This is a genomic window from Dyella sp. ASV21 (assembly GCF_016428975.1).
GTDB lineage: Bacteria > Pseudomonadota > Gammaproteobacteria > Xanthomonadales > Rhodanobacteraceae > Dyella.
Genome location: NZ_JAELTT010000004.1, coordinates 19,994 through 39,333, shown reverse-complemented (window position 1 = coordinate 39,333; position 19,340 = coordinate 19,994). Strand labels below are relative to the sequence as shown.

17 protein-coding genes are annotated in these 19,340 nt (G+C 63.5%); all 17 read right to left on the bottom strand.

Annotation, left to right across the window (positions count from 1 at the left end; translation table 11 throughout):
- Window positions 1-25: 25 nt before the first annotated feature.
- Window positions 26-349, bottom strand: a complete 324-nt coding sequence (fliE, locus tag JHD67_RS02315; protein ID WP_199096897.1) for a flagellar hook-basal body complex protein FliE — start codon at window positions 347-349, stop codon at window positions 26-28.
- A 152-nt stretch (window positions 350-501) separates the two neighbouring features.
- Window positions 502-1,929 (bottom strand): sigma-54 dependent transcriptional regulator, encoded by a 1,428-nt coding sequence (locus tag JHD67_RS02310; RefSeq protein ID WP_199096896.1) that lies wholly within the window; start codon window positions 1,927-1,929, stop codon window positions 502-504.
- A gap of 361 nt (window positions 1,930-2,290) precedes the next feature.
- Window positions 2,291-2,848, bottom strand: coding sequence for a PilZ domain-containing protein (locus tag JHD67_RS02305; RefSeq protein WP_199096895.1), 558 nt, complete (start codon window positions 2,846-2,848; stop codon window positions 2,291-2,293).
- Window positions 2,849-2,940: 92 nt separating this feature from the next.
- Window positions 2,941-3,219, bottom strand: coding sequence for a flagellar protein FliT (locus JHD67_RS02300; protein ID WP_199096894.1), 279 nt, complete (start codon window positions 3,217-3,219; stop codon window positions 2,941-2,943).
- Between the two features lie 16 nt (window positions 3,220-3,235).
- Complete coding sequence (fliS, locus tag JHD67_RS02295; protein ID WP_199096893.1) at window positions 3,236-3,670, bottom strand: flagellar export chaperone FliS; 435 nt, start codon at window positions 3,668-3,670, stop codon at window positions 3,236-3,238.
- A gap of 15 nt (window positions 3,671-3,685) precedes the next feature.
- Window positions 3,686-5,209: a flagellar filament capping protein FliD gene (gene fliD, locus JHD67_RS02290; RefSeq protein ID WP_199096892.1), complete on the bottom strand. Its 1,524-nt coding sequence runs from the start codon at window positions 5,207-5,209 to the stop codon at window positions 3,686-3,688.
- A gap of 190 nt (window positions 5,210-5,399) precedes the next feature.
- A complete protein-coding gene (locus tag JHD67_RS02285) occupies window positions 5,400-6,839 on the bottom strand; it encodes a flagellin (protein WP_199096891.1) in 1,440 nt (479 codons plus the stop codon).
- Between the two features lie 304 nt (window positions 6,840-7,143).
- Window positions 7,144-8,580 (bottom strand): flagellin, encoded by a 1,437-nt coding sequence (locus tag JHD67_RS02280; protein WP_199096890.1) that lies wholly within the window; start codon window positions 8,578-8,580, stop codon window positions 7,144-7,146.
- A 287-nt stretch (window positions 8,581-8,867) separates the two neighbouring features.
- Window positions 8,868-10,295: a flagellin gene (locus JHD67_RS02275; protein WP_199096889.1), complete on the bottom strand. Its 1,428-nt coding sequence runs from the start codon at window positions 10,293-10,295 to the stop codon at window positions 8,868-8,870.
- Between the two features lie 318 nt (window positions 10,296-10,613).
- Complete coding sequence (flgL, locus tag JHD67_RS02270; protein ID WP_199096888.1) at window positions 10,614-11,840, bottom strand: flagellar hook-associated protein FlgL; 1,227 nt, start codon at window positions 11,838-11,840, stop codon at window positions 10,614-10,616.
- An 11-nt stretch (window positions 11,841-11,851) separates the two neighbouring features.
- The gene (gene flgK / locus JHD67_RS02265; protein ID WP_199096887.1) at window positions 11,852-13,729 is read right to left on the bottom strand and encodes a flagellar hook-associated protein FlgK; all 1,878 of its coding nucleotides are present in this window, start codon (window positions 13,727-13,729) and stop codon (window positions 11,852-11,854) included.
- Window positions 13,730-13,747: 18 nt separating this feature from the next.
- Complete coding sequence (gene flgJ, locus JHD67_RS02260; RefSeq protein ID WP_199096885.1) at window positions 13,748-14,689, bottom strand: flagellar assembly peptidoglycan hydrolase FlgJ; 942 nt, start codon at window positions 14,687-14,689, stop codon at window positions 13,748-13,750.
- Window positions 14,689-15,858 carry a flagellar basal body P-ring protein FlgI gene (locus JHD67_RS02255; RefSeq protein ID WP_233171589.1) on the bottom strand — a complete coding sequence of 390 codons (1,170 nt, stop codon included), beginning with the start codon at window positions 15,856-15,858 and terminating at the stop codon, window positions 14,689-14,691. Before JHD67_RS02255 ends, flgJ begins: the two co-directional genes overlap by 1 nt.
- Complete coding sequence (gene flgH / locus JHD67_RS02250) at window positions 15,858-16,541, bottom strand: flagellar basal body L-ring protein FlgH (protein WP_199096883.1); 684 nt, start codon at window positions 16,539-16,541, stop codon at window positions 15,858-15,860. Before flgH ends, JHD67_RS02255 begins: the two co-directional genes overlap by 1 nt.
- Before the next feature lie 8 nt (window positions 16,542-16,549).
- Entirely contained in the window at window positions 16,550-17,335 is a 786-nt protein-coding gene (flgG, locus tag JHD67_RS02245; protein WP_199096881.1) for a flagellar basal-body rod protein FlgG, read from the bottom strand.
- Window positions 17,336-17,362: 27 nt separating this feature from the next.
- Window positions 17,363-18,103, bottom strand: coding sequence for a flagellar basal-body rod protein FlgF (gene flgF, locus JHD67_RS02240; protein ID WP_199096879.1), 741 nt, complete (start codon window positions 18,101-18,103; stop codon window positions 17,363-17,365).
- 9 nt (window positions 18,104-18,112) lie between these two features.
- On the bottom strand, window positions 18,113-19,330 hold the full coding sequence (gene flgE, locus JHD67_RS02235) for a flagellar hook protein FlgE (protein ID WP_199096877.1): 1,218 nt from the start codon (window positions 19,328-19,330) through the stop codon (window positions 18,113-18,115).
- Between the last annotated feature and the right edge of the window lie 10 nt (window positions 19,331-19,340).

Genomic DNA, 19,340 nt, shown 5'->3' with positions numbered 1-19,340 from the left:
TGCGAGGGCATCAGCAACACGCCGGTCAAACCGGCATGTTCATGATGTTGTTGTAGGCATCGACCAACTTGTTGCGCACTTGGGTAAGTGCATTCAACGACAGGTCGGCCTTTTGCACCGCCACCATGGTGCGGCCCAGATCGGCGCCGGCATCGCCTCGTTCAAAGCTGGCCGCTTCGCGACCGGCGTCCACCTGGCGATCGGCCACGGAGGAGATCGATTGCTTGAGCAGACCGGCGAAATCCGGCGTATCGGTGGCGGCCGCCGTAAAGGATTGCTCGGCCGGCTTGGTCTGCAAGGAAAGCTGGCGCATCTGCGACAGCACACTGTTTACGTCGATCTGGCTCATGACGGAAATCCAACGCGTGACGGGTTACAGGTGTGTAGAAGCACAAGACGTGCCACCGTCGAAAGAAGCGTCGCAAGCGTAGCTCTTGTCACAAAAAACAGCTTAAAAACAGCACTTTTGTGAGCAAGAGCCATCGCGTGCGATGCGTTTCTTCAAGCCTGCATCGGCTGCAAACCGTACTTGCGCAGCTTTTCCACCAAGGTGGTGCGTTGCATGCGCAGCAGTTTCGCTGCATGCGCCACCACGCCGCCGGTAACGTCAAGCGCTTGACGGATCAAACCCACCTCGATGTCGGCGAGATGATCCTTCAGGTCGAGACCACCTTCGGGCAACATCACCAGCGAATCGCTGGACGCCACCGTCATCGGCTCAGCCAATACGCTCGGCTGGCCGGTCATCAGCGACAGCAAGGCCGCGCCACGCACCTCTTCGATCACCTGCTGGCCGCGATATTTCTCCGGCAGGTCGCTCACACGCACTTCGCTGTGCGGATAGAGGATGGAGAGTCGTTCAACGAGGTTGTACAGCTCGCGCACGTTGCCCGGCCAGCTGTAGCCATGCAGCGCGTGCAGCGCACCGGCGCTGAAGCGCACACTGGCCAGTCCCCGGCGTGCCAGGCGCTGGTTGAACTCCCCCACCAGCTCGTGCAGATCGTCCAGATGCTCGCGCAGGGCGGGCATTTCCAGCGGGAATACGCTGAGGCGGTAATACAGATCTTCGCGGAAGCGGCCTTCGGAGATGGCCAGCTCCAGATTGCGATGCGTCGCGGCGATGATGCGCACGTCGCAGCGCTGCGTGCGATTGCTGCCCACGCGCTCGAACACGCGCTCCTGCAGCACACGCAACAGCTTCACCTGCATGGGCAGGCTCATGTCGCCGATTTCATCGAGAAACAGCGTGCCGCCCTCGGCCATCTCGAAACGGCCCTTGCGCGTGCTGATGGCACCGGTAAAAGCGCCCTTTTCGTGACCGAACAATTCGCTTTCGAGCAATTCCGCCGGAATCGCGCCGCAATTGATGGCGACGAACGGCTTGTCCCGGCGGTCCGAGCACTCATGAATGCTGCGCGCCACCATTTCCTTGCCGGTACCCGACTCGCCCAGCACCAGCACGCTGGAATCGAACGGGGCGACCTGGCGCACCAGCGCATTCACGCGCGCCATCGGCCCGGAGCTGCCAACGAGGCGCAACTCGGGGCGACGCACCGTAATCTGCTCCGGCACGGGCTTGCCCCGCATCGCTTCGGTGAGCTGTTCATAACGCAAAGGAAACTCGACGATGCCTACGCGCGCGGCGAACGGCGAACTGGCCGCCCCCAGGCGCGCGGTCCAGGCCGAGTCGGCGGACAACAGCACCATCACATGGGATGCATCCGCTCCCAGCAGGGCGAATTGCTGCTCTGCTTCTTCGTCTTCCGATACCGAACCCACATAGACCGCACGCCAGGCATGTGTCGCTACATCCACTTCTGTCACGTCCTGGCCGCGCTGCGGGCGATAACCGAGAAACTGAAGTGCTGAGACAACCGATTCCGCTTTCTGCTGATCCGACTCGATCACCAGTACGTCGAACTTACTCATGCCTTGATCTTCTGCTTGCTGCTTCATCTGTGGACCCCCGAACCCTGACTTGTTGCTCGCGTCGACAATCCGTCTCCGCTACAGGGGGTGTTCAGCAAGAAGAAGGCCAGCTTGGCACGCTTTTCCGTCGCCTTACGGCGAGCCTGCGTGCCACATCGCGTCACCTGGGCTGGAAGCTCCGTGAAACGTACGTCACGGGATGCCTTAGAGCGCTGAATTCATTGGACAATTCAAGGGTCTACCGGATCGCAAGAAGGTGACCCAAAACGGCACCGTGGCGAGATGTGCGTCAAAGAACTTTCGTGCCAACCTTTCGTAGCGTGATGCGAGTCACATAACCGGCGCCACTGAAATTAGACGTCTAACCGGCCGCGAGGCGACGACCTGCCACTTTGCGTCGGTGATGTCGGAATACGAGGCGCTCAAGCGCGTCACGCGTCACTTCGTCCATCGTTTCGAACGCAACGAAAACGTGATCCTTATCACGTTCTTGCAGGAGTCGTGCCGGAAGCTCGAGTGGAAGCGCCAGACAACCGTCGATATGCAAATGCACCACGGCGAAATCACTGCCCTCGGGCCAGATCACCCGTGGCAACACCGCCCCCACCGCGTTGAAGCACACCGAATGGCGCGGCGGCAGCTCCACGTTGCGACGAAGCAGCTGATCGAGCATGGCCATCAGCACGTTGAGCTTGCTGTCCAGGCGCTGCAGTTCGATGGCCGCCGGATTGTCCTCATCCGTCGGTTCACTGCGACGTTCCGCAAACGTAGCGAGCGTGCTCAGCACACTGAGATTGCGCTCGCGCAACGCCAGCAGCTCCAGATCGGCCAACGGCTGCGGCTGCGCCACGCAGGCTACGTGCAGCGCATCCTCGTACATCACATGATCGTTAAAAGCTTGCCAGGTGTCGCTTTGCATAATGCCCTCGTCGGGTCAGCGGACGGGCCGCGCGTATAGTCGGAGCGGAGGGGATTATGCGCGCCGGCGCCCTGCGCGTCGCCGCGCCCGAATCACTCGGCCGCCGCGTCCAGGTAGGTGGTCAACGCCCGGTGCGTCCGGTGGTGCTGTTCCATGGCGGCGCCGGCTTCCTCACGGGCCTGGGTCACGAGGGCGATGACTTGCTCGTTATGCGCCTGCAAGGCCGTCAGCAGTTCGCGCATGGAAGGATCCTGCACCGGCAGGGAGTGCAGCAGGCGATCGCGCTCGGCAGCGTGCTGCGATACTTCGCTCCAGTCGCCGGACTTGGCCGAACACAGCATCCGCTCACTGGCTTCAAGAACAACGTGCACGTGGGTCACCAGAGCCTCAGGCCGCCGCGTCGGCGGAGCGGGCCGGCTGCGACGCCAGATAGGTGTCGCGGATTTGACGCCAGGCGTCTCGGATGGGGGTTAGCAGACGGATCACTTCGTCCATGGCCGCCTCATCGTCGTTGAGCTGCGCCTGCAACAGGCGGCGCTCGCTATAGCCGTACAGGCCATCCAGCCGCGCCGCCAGTTTGCCGCCGGTGTCATGATCCAGGCTGATGCGCAGCTCGGCAAGGATGCCGAACGCGCGCGCGAAATGGGTGCCCTTGGCAGGAATGTCGCCGCGGCGCATCGCACCACGGGCCTGATTGATGCGATCGATCACACCGTCGTAAAGCATCCCGGTCAACTGGTGGCGATCGGCGCCTTCCACACTGCCACGCGCACTGGTGTCCTGGTAGATCGCGCTGGCGTTACTCATGTATCCGTAGCTCATCCGGCTCTCCTACGATCAATTCTTGGAGTTCGAATTGGTCAGCTGCGCCAGCGCCGTGGTGAGGTAGGTACTGGTGTTATTGAGCGTGGACATCAAGGTATCCAGCGCGGTGTACTGTTGCTGCAGCTGCGACTGATAGACCGCCATGCGACTGTTGAGTGCGGTCTGCTGCTGGCCCAACTGGGTCAGCTGGTTGTTGAGGTTGGTGGTACGCGTGGCAATGATGCCGCCCGTGGAGGTGAAGGTGTTTACCGTGGCGTTGAGCTTGGTCGCATAGCCATTGGCGCCCATGAACAGGTTCTGCACCGCATTCATGTTGGAATTGAGGCCGTTGTTGAGCTTGGTGGAATCAACGCTCAGCGTGCCGTCGGCCTGGCGTGTGATGCCCAGCATGGCCAGCGTGCCAATGGCATTGCCCTTCACCGCCCCGCTAAGCACCGAGTTGATCTGGTTGTTGACCGAGGTGAGCGTGGCATCGCCCAGCAATACGCCGGCGGTGCCACTGCTCTGGTTGTAGCTGGAAAGCGACGATACGGTGCTCACATAGCTGTTGTAAGCCGTCACGAACGACTGGATCGCCGTCTGCGCCGTGGCCGGGTTCTGTGCCACGCTGAGCGCGTTGGTGCCGGTAGAGGTGAGATTGAGGGTGACGCCATCCATCGCGCCGGTCACGGTATTGGTGGGGCTGCTTACCGCGATGCCGTTGATGGTGAGCTTGGCGTCCACCGCTTCGTTGCTGCCGGGCGTATTGAGTCCGGTCGCCAACGATTGCAGGCCCGCGCTGCTGGAACCTGACGCGCTGATGGTGAAACCGTTGGAAACGCCGGTTTTGCTCGAGCTCAGCATCAACTGCTGACCATTGGTGCCGTTGATGATGGTGGCCGTGACGCCCGGGTTGGACGAGGAACTATTGATGGCTGCCGCGATGTCCGACAGCGTGTTGGTCGCCGACACCGTGATGTTCATCGAATTGGCACCGACGCCGATCGTCAAAGTTCCGGCGCCAACGGCCGCCGTGGAACTGACGGCCGCACTGGCGCGCTGCTGCGCCGTGGCGAGCTGCGACACCGCTACCGTGTAGTTACCCGGCTGCGCGCTGGCCATGGTGGTGGCCGTACCGATGCTGTTGGTTCCGTTGAGCTGGGTGAGCGTGGCGTTGTAGCTGGCATAGGTGCTGGCGGTGGTGAGCGTGGTGAGCGCGCTCTGCAACTGGGTCAGCGCCTGGTTCAGGCTGCTGAGGCCTCCCAGCGTGGCATTGATCTGGTTGGTCTGCGTGGTGATTTGCTGCTGCGGAGCGGCGCTGCGCGCATTGACCAGCGCCGTTACGATCGAGGTCACGTTCAGGCCCGAGCCAATGCCCAGTGAGCTGATCAGGCCACTCGTGCTGCTCGACGACCCCGTCGAGGAACTGGAAGAACTGCTCGAGGAGCCGCTCGATGAGCTGCTCGATGAGCTGTTCGAACCCGTAGCGGTGTTACCCGTGAGCGAGCTCAGCAGCGAACTGAGGCTGTTGCTGGAGGTGGCACTGGTGGTGGTCATGGCACGGCCTTGTAGAGTTTTTCGTTGGTCCCGACGGGCTTTCGCCGGGTCCGAGTCCCTGGCAAAGCCTTCGTCATGCAAAGACTTTGCCAGCGGCCTCGCTCATGGCAGGCGACGCCGAAACGCCGCCTGCCCCTATGCACGCAACGAAGGCCGCAATGCACACGCATCACGGCCGGGTCGTCGCCTGTTACTGCAGGAGCTTGAGCACCTGTTGCGGGTTGGAGTTGGCCTGGGCCAGCACCGAGATACCCGCCTGCTGCAGCACCTGGGCCTTGCTCAGGTTGGCCGTTTCGGCCGCGAAGTCCGCGTCCTGAATGGTCGACTGCGAGGCCTGCAGGTTGGTGGTCTGCGCCGCCACCGTGGAGATGGTGGACTGGAAACGGTTCTGCACCGCGCCCAGCTGCGCGGCGAAATTGCTCACCGACTGCAGGGCCACGTCGATACGGGAGATCAGGTCGTTGGCCGAATCCACCGAGTTCACGTTGCCGTTGGCCAGCGAGCCAGACGCCGACACCGAGCTGCCTGCGGTATAGGCGGCGCCGGTGTTGCCGTTGGTGGCGTTGGCACCGATCATATTGCCGCCGGTATCGGCGATGGTCAGCGCACCGCTGGAGTAGAAGTTGATGCCGTTGCCGTTGCCGTTCACTGCCGCGGTGACGCCGGTGATGCCGGCCGCGTTGATGGCGTCGGAGATGTCCTGCATGCTCTGCGCACCGCTCAGCGATACTGCGGTGCCATTGATCGACAGACCTTCCGAAGACAGGTTCGGGGCGGCCGCCGTGGTCGGCGTGCCGCCGAACACCGCGGTCAGGCCCGCCGCCGCGCCGGTGATGGCCGGTGCCGCACCACCCACCGAGTTGTTGGCGATTTCCAGGCCGCCGGTGCCGCTGTTCACGCTGACGGTATAGGTGCCCGGCGACGCGGCATTCAACTGGCTCTGCACCGCCGACGCGAGACCCGCTTCGTTGGTGACGTTGCTGTTGAGGGTGACGGTATTGCCATCCACCGAGAACGTCTCGGCATTGGCACCGGAGAAGTTGAAGCTGGCGGCAGCGGCCGTGCCGGTGGCGGTACCGCCCAGCACCAGGGCGCCGGAGGACACTTCGGCTACCTGGCCCATGGCGCTGGCCTTCACGTCGGTGCTCAGGTTCACGCTGATGGTCTGGCCAACGTCAGCGCCGACCTGGAAGCTCTTGGTACCCAGCGAGCCGTTCAGCACGTTCGAACCGTTGAACGTGGTCTGGTTGGCGATGCGGGTGATTTCCGCCAGGCGCTGCTGCACTTCCTGGTTGATCGAGGCGCGGTCCGAGGCGGTGTAGGTGCCGTTGGCCGACTGCACGGCCAAGTCGCGGATGGCCTGCAGGTTGGAGGTGACCTGATCCAGCGCGGAGCCCGCGGTCTGGGCAAGGTTGATCGCGTCCGATGCATTGGCACTGGCCTGGTTCAGGCCACCGATCTGCGTGGTGTAGCGCTGGGAGATGGCGAAGCCGGCGGCGTTGTCGGCCGCGCTGTTGATCTTCAGACCCGAAGAAAGGCGCTCGGTGGCCTGCGACAAGGCGCTCTGCGACTTGCTCAGATTGTTCTGAGCCATCAGGGACGAGATATTGCTATTGATGACGAGTGACATGGAAGTCTCCTACGAATCCGATGACCGCTTTGCAGTAACCGGCGTTGGCTCTGTAAATACCGGCGGCAAGGATTCGTCTGGATGCCATCCGCCTCGAAGAGCTTTTCGGCCTGCCGGGGCTTTACTTGAGCGAATAAGCACCATCTTCGTGACGCAGCTCACCTTTCGAGCATGTGCGCGATGCCATGCGCCACGCTAACCACGGTCCCAACAAAAACGGGCGGGGCCAAGGCCCCGCCCGTTCCGTCATTTCCCCGGCGAAACCGCGACGGATAAGCGTCACGATCTTGCGCAAGGCAGCGCGTTACTGCAGGAGCTTGAGCACCTGTTGCGGGTTGGAGTTGGCCTGGGCCAGCACCGAGATACCCGCCTGCTGCAGCACCTGGGCCTTGCTCAGGTTGGCCGTTTCAGCCGCGAAGTCCGCGTCCTGAATGGTCGACTGCGAGGCCTGCAGGTTGGTGGTCTGCGCCGCCACCGTGGAAATGGTGGACTGGAAGCGGTTCTGCACCGCGCCCAGCTGCGCGGCGAAGTTGCTCACCGTCTGCAGCGCCACGTCGATACGGGAGATCAGGTCGTTGGCCGAATCCACCGAGTTCACGTTGCCGTTGGCCAGCGAGCCAGACGCCGAAGCCGAGCTGCCCGAGGTATAGGCGGCACCGGTGTTGGCGTTGGTGGCATTGGCGCCGATCACGTTGCCGCCGGTATCGGTGACGCTCAGCGCGCCGCTGGAGTAGAAATTGATACCGTTACCGTTGCCGTTCACCGCCGCGGTGACGCCCGTGATACCGGCCGCGTTGATGGCGTCGGACACGTCCTGCATGCTTTGCGCGCCGCTCAGCGACACCGTGGTGCCATTGATCGACAGACCTTCGTTGGCCACCGTGGAGGTGGTCGGCGTGCCGCCGAACACGGCGGTCAGATCGGCTGCCGCACCCGCCACCACCGGAGCGGCCGAGCCGACGGTGTTGTTGGCGATTTCCAGACCACCGGTGGTGCTGTTGACGCTGACCGTATAGGTGCCGGCCGATGCCGAGTTCAACTGACTCTGCACCGCCGACGCAAGGCCCGCTTCGTTGGTGACATTGCTGTTCAGGGTGACGGCGTTGCCGTCGACCGTGAAGGTCTGCACGCCAGCGTTGCCCGCGGTGAAGTTGAAACTGGCGGCAGCGGCCGTGCCGGTGGCCGTACCACCCAGGTTGATGGCGCCCGTGGACACTTCGGCCACCTGGCCCATCGCGCTGGCCTTCACGTCGGTGCTCAGGTTCACGCTGATGGTCTGGCCCACTTCCGCACCGATCTGGAAGCTCTTGGTACCCAGCGAGCCATTCAGCACGTTCGAACCGTTGAACGTGGTCTGGTTGGCGATGCGGGTGATTTCCGCCAGGCGCTGCTGCACTTCCTGGTTGATGGAGGCGCGGTCCGAGGCGGTGTAGGTGCCGTTGGCCGACTGCACGGCCAGGTCACGGATGGCCTGCAGGTTGGAGGTGACCTGATCCAGCGCGGAGCCCGCGGTCTGGGCAAGGTTGATCGCATCCGATGCATTGGCGCTGGCCTGATTCAGGCCACCGATCTGCGTGGTGTAGCGCTGGGAGATGGCGAAGCCGGCGGCGTTGTCGGCCGCGCTGTTGATCTTCAGACCCGAAGAAAGACGCTCGGTGGCCTGCGACAAGGCGCTCTGCGACTTGGTCAGGTTGTTCTGCGCCATCAGCGACGAGATGTTGGAATTGATAACGAGTGACATGGATGTCTCCTGCGAAACCGGTAGCCGGTAGCGGATAGCCGGCTGATTAGCTCTGCTCCTGCCGGCGGCCCGTTCTCGCAAGAAATACGGCCTGCCTCGAAAAGCATGTCGACTCGCCGAGGCAATACTTGAGACATCACGCAGCAGTAAATCACCCGATCATCCCTGATCGTGTGTTCTTGCGTTCATTTCGAGATGTACGCCCTCCGTGGGCTCGTTACGAGGCGCACGCTCCGGGCGATGTGTCATGCCACGGCCCTAGCGGGCCGTGGCATGCCTTTTACCTGTTACTGCAGGAGCTTGAGCACCTGTTGCGGGTTGGAGTTGGCCTGGGCCAGCACCGAGATACCCGCCTGCTGCAGCACCTGGGCCTTGCTCAGGTTGGCCGTTTCAGCCGCGAAGTCCGCGTCCTGAATGGTCGACTGCGAGGCCTGCAGGTTGGTGGTCTGCGCCGCCACCGTGGAGATGGTGGACTGGAAACGGTTCTGCACCGCGCCCAGCTGCGCGGCGAAATTGCTCACCGTCTGCAGCGCCACGTCGATACGGGAGATCAGGTCGTTGGCCGAATCCACCGAGTTCACGTTGCCGTTGGCGAGGTTGCCATCGGCCTGGGCTGCCGTGCCCTGCACATAGGTCTTGCCCGTGTTGCCATCGGTGGCATTGGTGCCAATGATCTTGCCGCTGGTGTCATCGATGCTCAGCGCACCATTGGAGTAGAAATTGACACCATCGCCATTGCCGTTGACCGCCGCGGTGACACCGGTGATGCCGGCCGCGTTGATGGCGTCGGACACGTCCTGCATGCTCTTCACGCCCGCCAGGCTCACCGACTTGCCATTGATCGACAGGTTGGTGCTCGACAGATCCGAGGTGGTCGGGGTGCCGCCGAACGCAGCGGTAAGGTCAGCGGCAACGCCTGCCACGACCGGCGCAGACGAACCGACCGCCTTGTTGGTGATCTGCAGGCCACCGGTGGTGGCGTCGAAACCGACCGAGTAGGTATTCGGTGCGGCGCCGTCCAGCTGCGACTGCACCGCCTTGGCCATGGCGGTCTTGTCGGTGTAGGCCTGGTCGAGCTTGACGGTCTTGCCGTCGACCGTGAACGTCGCCGAGGTCGTCGAGAAATCGGTGGAGGCCGGGGCGGCGGTGCCGGTGGTAACGCCGCTGAGGTTCAGCGAACCGGTGGACACCGAAGCCACCTGGCCCATCGCGCTGGCCTTCACGTTGGTGCTCAGGTTCACGCTGATGGTCTGGCCCACGTCGGCGCCGATCTGGAAGCTCTTGGTACCCAGCGAGCCATTCAGCACGTTCGAACCGTTGAACGTGGTCTGGTTGGCGATGCGGGTGATTTCCGCCAGGCGCTGCTGCACTTCCTGGTTGATCGAGGCGCGGTCCGAGGCGGTGTAGGTGCCGTTGGCCGACTGCACGGCCAGGTCGCGGATGGCCTGCAGGTTGGAGGTGACCTGATCCAGCGCGGAGCCCGCGGTCTGGGCAAGGTTGATCGCATCCGACGCGTTGGCGCTGGCCTGCTTGAGGCCACCGATCTGCGTGGTATAGCGCTGCGAGATGGCAAAGCCGGCGGCATTGTCGGCCGCACTGTTGATCTTCAGACCCGAGGACAGGCGCTGGGTAGCGCTGGACAGCGCGCTCTGCGACTTGGTCAGGTTGTTCTGCGCCGACAGCGACGAGATATTGGTGTTGATGACGAGTGACATGGATGTCTCCTGCGAAACCGGTGTGCGGTCATGGGCTTGTTCTAACCGGCGGCAAGATTTCGTAGGACTTCGCCCGCCTCGAAAGTTATTTCGGCCTACGCCGCATCTTCTTGAGGGCGGACCGCAATTATTTATTTATCTCGCAAGAACCGTCGCCGAGTCTCGCCTTGCACGGCCTGACCTACAGCCCTGCCCGCCCGCGCAAACGCATCGGGCCGGGCCTGTCAGGCCACCGGGCGAACACACCGCCTGGTGGCCTGACAGACCCGGCCCGAGGAATGGCCAAGTCAGGGCACGCCCGCAAAGCGGGCGCGCGTCTTATTTGATGTAGTTGAACAGGCTCATCGACTTCACCTGCGCGAACAGCTGCTGCGAGGCCTGCAAGGCCGTCTGCTGCAGGCTAAGGTTACTGATGGCTGTATACGGGTCGGCACTTTGCACATCCGACAGCGCCGCCTGGTAGGTCACATTGAGGTCGGCATAGGTGGTCTGCTGCGACTGCAGCGTGCTGAGCCGGCCGCCCACCGACACCTGCGTAGCGCTGATCGCCGACTGGGTCTGGTCCAGCGATTCGATCTGGCGGCTGAGCACGTTGGTGACTTGCACGTTGGAGCCACCCGACTGCAACGCCGAGATCATGTTGTCCAGCGTGCTGAAGACGTCTTGCTTGCCGCCGGTTTGCACTGACACCGTATCGCCGGTGGCCGGGGTACCGCTCATGGCGATGGTCATGCCATTGAAGCTGATCGAACCGCCATCCGTATACGTGCCCGTCACCGGGTTGCCGCTGCTGTCGAGCACCGCCGCGCCACTGGCATTGGTGGCCGCCCAGGTACCGTTGGCGCCAAACGTGATGGTGTAGCTGCCGCCATTGCTGGCAAGCCCACTGTTCCACGCGGCGATGTCCGTCACGCTGTTGGAACCGACCAGCAGCGTTCCGGTGTTGCCCGCGCCTGCACTGGCGGCGAACGAGCCATTGCCAGTGGGAATGTTCATGAACAGGCCCGCGCCGGCATCGCCCGTCACCACCTGCAGGCCCGAACCAATCAGGGTGGACTGCTGACCGTTGTTACCCGCATAGGTCACCGCGCCGGTGCCACTCACCTGGAACGGCGTCGCCACGCTGCTGGTACCGGCGAACAGCGGATTGCCATTGTTGTCCGTGCTGTTGGCCAACTGCACCAACTGACCACGCATCTGTTGCAACTGGCTGGCGATGCTTTGCTGGTCGCTGCTGGACAACGTGCCGTTCACCGCTTGCAACGCCAGCGTCCGCGCGTTGTCGAGCACGCTGTAGACGGAACTGAGCGTGCTCGCCTCGGTATTGAGGCTGGTCGTCGCCGCGTTGATATTGCTGGTGTACTGGTTGTTCTGCGCGATGACGTGGTTCAGGCTCACCACCTGGCCAGCGCCGGCCGGGTCGTCCGAGGCCACGTTGATGCGCTGGCCGCTGGATACCTGGTTCTGCGACTGCGCCAACGCGCTCTGCTGGCTGAGCATCTGGTTGACCGACTGCTGGAACATCCAACTGGTGGAGAGGCGCATGGCTGAGTTCCTTAGGCGGTCTGGACCGCGGTGAGCAGACTGGCGAAGATGGTCTGCGCCGTGGAAATCACCTGGGCCGAAGCCTGGTAGGCCTGCTGGTAATTGACCAGGTTGGCGGCTTCTTCATCCAGGTTCACGCCCGACACGCTCTGCTGGGCCGACACGGCCTGGTTGTAGAGGCTGGTCTGGGTGGTGAGGTTGCTCGCCGCCTGGCTGCCGGCCGTACCGATGGTGGTCGTGAGCTGGCTGTAGGCCGCCACGATGGACTGCGTACCGCCGTTGAGCACGCCCGTGTTGGACAGCGACGCCATCGCCAGCGCATTGCTGGTGTCCTTCAGGCCGTTGCTGTTCAAGCCGATGCTGAAACTGTCGCCGGCCGCGGGCGAACCCGAGGGCGTGACGCTCCAGCCGTTGGCGCTGATGGTCTGGCCGGCGGTATAGGCGCCGCTGGACAGCACGTTGCCCGTGCTGTCGGTCACCTGGTAACTGCCCGTGGTGGGGAAGCTCAGCGTGACGCCATTGGTAAGCGCCGCATTGGCGGTGTTCTGCGCCGTCACCGAACCGATCTTGCCGGTACCGGTGTTGCCGGTGGCCGGCGAGGCGGAGAGCAGCGCGGCGGACGCGATGTTGTTGGGGTCGGTCATGCTCACGGCGATGCCGGTGGAGGCTTGCGCCGTGGGCTGAATCTGGAAGCTGTCACCCGCCTGCGCGGTGCCCGATACGCTGAACGTCATGCCATCGGCGGAGTAGGAGCCATCCGGGTTGCTGGTCAGCGCCACGTTCTGGCCGCTGGTGGTCTGCAGGCTCCACGCGCTGCCGTTGTAGCTCATCACGTAGTTGGAACCGGTGAGCTGCCCCACGTTACTGATCGTGGCACCCACCGACGCACTACCCTGGTTGGCGCTACTGCCCTGCACGGTCGGCGTAGGCACGCTGAACATGGGGCCACCCTGCTGGCCATTCGCGGTGAGGCCCTTGGCCTGCTGCGCGTTGACGCTGGAAGCCAGGCCCACGGCCTGCAGGCCCAGCTGACTCTGCGCATTGTCCAGCACGCTGCTGCGATAGTTGAGCAAAGCGCCCAGCGAACCACCACTGATGCGGTTGCTGACGTCGTTGCCGGTGCTGTCGAACACGTCGGTACGGCTCGCGTTGTAGGCGTTGGCCCCCGAGGACAGCGCATACGAATTGCCGCCGCTCACCAACGATTGCCCATTGCTGGAGTACACGCTGATGGAGCCGTCGGGCTGGTTGGTGGCGGTTACGCCGATGTAGCCGGAGAGCGTCTGCACCAGGCTGTCGCGCTGATCCAGCAACTGGTTCGGCGGATTGTTGCCGGCCTGCTGGATCTGGCTGTTCAGGCTGGCGATGTTGGCCGCCACCGTGTTGATGCTATTGACCGTGGTGCTGATCTGGCTGTTGATCTGGCTTTGCTGCGACTGCAACTGCTGACCCAGCGTGTTGAACGTGGTCACCAACGAGCTGGCATTGCCCAGCAGTGCCTGACGGCTGGACGCCACACCCGGCGTGTTGGCCACCGTGCTGAAGCCACCGTAGAAGTTGTCCAAGGCGGTCTGCAGGCTGCCACTGTTGGCCAGCGAGCTGTTCAGCGTGGTGGCCAGGTTATTGGTGGTGGTCGCGCTCTGCATGCTGGAATTGGCATTCCACACGGCGGCGGTCAGGTAGGCGCTGTAGGCGCGCTGCACGGACTGCACATTCACGCCGCTGCCGATGGTGTAGTTCGCACCATGGGCCGTCACGGCCTGCACTTGGAGCACGGTCTGCCGGCTGTAGCCCGTCGTATTGACGTTGCTGATGTTGTTGCCGACGGTGCTGAGCGCCACTTGCGCTGCATTCAGCCCCGACGCACCGATGGTGAGGAGATTAGCCATGGTTCAGTCCTGAACAGATCACTCGGAGGAATTCGGCCCGTTGCCCAATTTCTTGAGCGCTTCCAGCGCTTCGCGCATGGCCGGGCTGTTGGCGATGGCGACTACTTTCTGCACGTAGCCCGGGTCGGTGGCGTAGCCACCATTGACCAGGCCGCGGGCAAAGCCCACAACGTCGTCACCGTGATTAAGCGCCTTGGCGTAGCGCGGATTGTCGGAAACCAGCTGGGCATAGTCGTCGAACGACTGGCCAGGATTGTCATAGGCGCGGAACTGGGCGCGCTTGCGCACCGCCACGCCGTCCTCGAACTCCAGGGTAGGCACGCTCACCTTGTCCCCGTCCCAGCTGCTGCCCGCCTTCATGCCGAACAGGTTGTTGCTGGTATTGCCATTGGAATGGGATGGCATGTGCTGGCCCCATTGGGTCTCCAGCGCCGCCTGCGCCAGCACTGCCCGCACCGACACGCCCAGCTTCTGGGCGGCCTTTTCCGCGTACGGCGCAAGCTGCTGCACGAACTCCTGAGCGTCCTGGGGCAGCCATTTGAGCACCTTGTCGCCGGCCGAACGCGCGGCGCCCATGACTGAGCGCAAGCGCTGTTGCCAGTCATCACTCGTCGCCACAGTGGAGGCCGCGTCGGCGCCATTGGTGCTGGCGCCCCCCAGCTGACGCACCAGCATCTGGGCAATGCCCAGGCCATTGCCATGCTGCGACAGCTCGATCGACAGCTGCTGGTCGAACATGTCACGCCAGGCATTGCCGGCGTCGCTGTCGAACATTCCATCGCCAGGGCTGGCCTCGCGCATGGACTTGAGCATCATCTGGGTGAAGATCGACTCGAACTGCTTGGCGACTGCAGGCAACGCCGCTTTCGCGTCGCTCTGCGCACTGCTGCGCAGCGCCTGAAACCCGGACAGATCCGTCCAGGTGTTCAGGCTATTGCTGGCGTCGCCGCTGATCGCCATCAGATCACCACAAGCTCGGCATGCAGTGCGCCGGCCTGCTTTAGCGCCTGCAGGATCGAAATGAGATCGGTGGGCGATGCGCCGACCTGGTTCACCGCGCGCACGATGGTGTCGAGGTTGGTTCCCGGGCCGAACTTGAACATGTGCGCCCCGTCTTCGCTGACTTGTATGTCGCTCTGCGGCACCACCACGGTCTGGCCGCCCTTGCTGAAGGGGCCGGGCTGGCTCACTTGCGGCGTCTCGGTGATGGTGACCTGGATGGAGCCGTGCGCAACGGCGGCAGGCGTCACGCGCACTTCCGAGCCGATGACCACGGTGCCGGTGCGCGAATTGACCACCACGCGGGCGGGTGCATCGCCGGGGGCGACTTCCAGCCCCTGGATCGCGCCCATCCAGGCCACGCGCTGGGCAGGGTCAAGCGGGCCGCGCACGCTGACCGAACCGCCGTCCATCGCGCTGGCCGTGCCCGCGCCATAGGTGCGGTTGATCGCCTCGGCAATGCGCGTGGCCGTAGTGAAGTCGGCAGTGTTGAGGTTGAGCACCAGATCGCCGCCATTGGTGAAGGAGGACGCCACCGCCCGCTCCACCGTCGCGCCGTTGGGCACGCGACCGCTGGCGGAGATGTTCACCTGCACGCTGGAGCCGCTCTTGCCCGATGCGGTGATACCACCCACCACCACACTGCCCTGCGCCATGGCGTAGACGTTGCCATCGGCGCCGCGCAGCGGGGTCATCAACAGTTCGCCGCCACGAATGCTCTTGGCGTTGCCGATGGAAGCCACGGTGACATCGATCATCTGGCCCGGCTTGGCGAACGCCGGCAACTGCGCCGTCACGGTCACCGCGGCGGCGTTCTTAAGCTGCGGGCGCACGTTGGCCGGCACCGTAATGCCGAACTGCACCAGCATGTTTTCCAGGCTTTGCGTGGTGAACGGCGCCTGCGTGGTCTGGTCGCCGCTGCCATCCAAACCCACCACCAGGCCGTAGCCGATGAGCTGATTGGTGCGCACGCCGGCCACCTGGGCCAGATCGCGAATCTTGTCGGCATGCACCGGCTGGTTCACCGACAGGCTGGCACACAGCACGATGGCCACGCCACGCCATGCCGACAAGGCGCGACCTGCAAGGCGACGCAGCGTGGAACGATCAAAGCTGGTCTGAGCGTTCATCAGTAGGGCATCCACTTGGAGCTGAAGAAGCGTGACAGCCAGCCTTGCGTATTCGCATCGGCCAGCGCCCCCTTGCCGGTGTAACCGATCTGCGCGTCGGCCACGCGCGTGGACGGCACGCTGTTGTCCTGCAGGATGTCCTGCGGACGCACGATGCCGGAAATGCGGATCTGCTCCTGCCCTTGGTTGATGGTGACCATCTTCTCGCCACGTACCAACAAGTTTCCGTTGGACAGCCGCTGCGCCACCGTCACCGTGATGGAACCGGAAAGCTGGTTGCTCTGGCTGCTGTCGCCGCTTCCATCGAACGCCCGATTGCCGTTGAGGCTGGTATCGGCCGTGGAACCGGCCACTTTCAGCGTATGCCCAAGGATGCTGGGCGCGGCGATGGTGCTGGTGTCCTTCTTGCTGGTGTTGGTGGTGGCTTTCTTGGACGCCTGCGTGCTTTCCACCAGCGTGATGGTGAGGATGTCGCCCACGCGATGCGCACGCGCATCGTTGAACAGCTCCATGCCCTGTTCGGCGTGATAGATGGAGCCATCCGTCGGCGGCGGCGCCGTCGGCTCCGCCGGCATGGTGGCTGCCCACTGGTGGTCGTCGCGCGGCTGCGGCATGACGCAGCCCGCCAGCGCGGAGAACACCAGCACGAGGGAAAGGCGAGGCAATACGCGGAAAGACACCATGGCAATGCTCACATCTTGTCGGTCAGGTCCTGCAGCATCTGGTCGGTGCTGCTGATGGCCTTGGAGTTCATTTCGTAAGTGCGCTGCGTCTCGATCATGTTCACCATTTCCTCCACCACGTTCACGTTGGAGGACTCCAGCGAACCCTGAGTCAGCGAGCCCATGCCGTTGAGGGACGGCTGGCCGGTCTGCGGCGCACCGCTGGAAGCGGTTTCCAGGTAGAGGTTCTGGCCCATCGGCTGCAGGCCGGCGGGGTTGATGAAGTCAGCCAGCTGCAGCGTGCCCAGCGTCGCAGGCGCAGCCGAAGCCGTGGTCGTCGCCGACACCGTGCCGTCCGCACCGATGGTGACGCTCTGCACATTCGGCGGCAGCGTGATCGCCGGCTCCAACGGATAGCCATCGGCGGTAACCAACTGGCCATTGGCATCGGTGTGCAGCGAGCCATCGCGGGTATAGGCGACGCTGCCATCGGGCATGCTCACCTGCAGGAAGCCACGCCCCTGGATGGCGACGTCCAGCGAGTTGCCGGTTTGGGTGAGGTTGCCTTCGGTGAACAATTTTTCGTTGCCCACCACGCGCACGCCGGTACCCAACATCAGGCCGGAGGGCGACAGCGTCTGCTCGGTGGTTTGTCCACCGGGCTGCGCCTTGTTCTGGTACATCAGGTCCTGGAACGCCGCACGCGAACTCTTGAACGCAGTGGTGTTGGCGTTGGCCAGGTTGTTGGAGATTACGTCCATGCGCGTCTGCTGCGCATCGAGGCCGGTCTTGGCAATCCACAATGAGGAAAACATCGGTCACTCCATGAATAAGTTGGGCGGTCAGCTCGACTGCATCAGCTTGAGGCTGGAGTCGGCGTCGTCCTCGGCGGTCTTGATGGACTTCACCTGCATGTCGTACTGACGCGACAACGCGATCATCTTCACCAGCTCGGCGGACGGGTTGACGTTGCTGCCCTCCAGCACGCCCGAGGACACGATCACGTTGTTGTCCTGCTCGGCGGTGCTGCCGTCGGTCATGTGCATCAGCCCGTCACTACCCTGCGCGAGCTGCGTCGCATCCGGGTTGACCAGCTTGATGCGATCCAGCGTGGTCACCGAATTGGGCCCCTGCCCCAGCGGCACGCTGGAAATGGTGCCGTCGGCGCCGACATTGATCTCGGCCGCGGGCGGAATGGTGATGGGGCCGGAGCTACCCAGCACCGGATTGCCGCGCGAGTCCGTCAGCCCACCATCGGCGGTGAGCTGAAGGTCACCGGCACGCGTGTAGGCTTCGCTACCGTCCGGCGCCTGCACCGCGATCCACCCGTTGCCGCGCACTGAAATATCCAGCGAACGACCGGTGTTGATGGACGAACCCTGCGTCGCGCTCTGCCCGATGCCCTGCGTCACCGCGTTGATGCGCGAGGGCGTACCGGTGCCAAGCACCGGTACGCTCTGGAACGCGGACAGCTCGCTTTTGAAGCCGACCGTGGAAGCGTTCGCCAGGTTGTGGCTCACCGCGTCCTGGGCGCGCATGATCTGCGTGGCCCCGGTCATCGCTACATAGACGGAACGATCCATGGCGGCTTATCAGCGCGAAACGGCGTTGAACAGCGCCGACGCCAGCGTGTTGTCGGTGGACAACACCTGCGCATTGGCCTGGTAGTTGCGCTGCGCCTGGATCATGTTCACCAGCTGGGAGGTGGTGTCAGCCGTGTTGGAGCTTTCCAACGCACCCGACTGGATGTTGCCGAACTGACCCACGCCCGCCGTGCCCAGCACCGCCGGACCCGATTGCGTGCTGGCGGCCCAGTTCACGTTGCCCAACTGATCCAAACCCTGCACGTTGGCAAAGTTGGCAATCGCCACCTTGCCGATCTGTGCGCTCTGGTTATTGGAGTAGTTGGCGGTGATCACGCCGCTGCCGTCGATGTTGAGCGAGCTGAGCGTGCCAGCCTGGAAACCGTTCTGGGTGATCGAGCCCGCCGAGTAAGCGGTGCCATATTGAGTGGTGTTGGCCACGTTGATCGACAGCTGCAGCGGCGAGGAACCGTTGTTGAGGTTCACGCTGTTGAATGCCAGCACGCCGTTGGACGGCGCGGTGAGCTGACCGGTGCTGTTGAAGGTCATCGGCTGCGTGCCGGCGCTCTGGCCGTCCACGTACAGGTTGGCGTCCCAGGTGTTGGTACCGGTCTTGACGTAATAGATCGTGGCCTGATGCGAACCGCCCTGCGAGTCGTACACCGTCACCGGCGCGGGAGCGTTGTAGCTGGTGGAATCGCTGGGGCTGAACGGATTGGTCGGCACCGTGGCGCTGGCCGGCAGGTTGGATGCCATGGTCACCGTGGAGGTGGCCGTGGCGTTGCTTTGCGCGGTCATCCAGCTGAAATCCGTCAGGCGGCTCTGGTCGAAACCACCGGCGCCGTTGGACGGATAGATCTGCAGGCGCGAACCGTCCGGCGTGGTGACGAAACCGTTGGAGTTCTGCATGAAATCACCGGCGCGCGTATAGGTCGCACCGTTGCCATTGTTGATGACGAAGAAGCCGTTGCCGTTGATCGCCAGGTCAAGGCTGTTGTTGGTGGTCTGGATGTCGCCCTGGCTGAACTGCTGGGCCACGTCCTGCAGGTAGGTACCCGAACCCACCACGGTGGAGTTGAGGTTGAGTCCGGTCACCGCGTAGATGTCCGCGAACTCCGCACGCGAACCCTTGAAGCCGGTGGTGTTGGCGTTGGCGATGTTGTTGGCGATGACATTGAGGTCGGACTGCGCCGCGTTGATGCCACTGAGCGCCGTACTGAGAGCCATGTTTGGATCC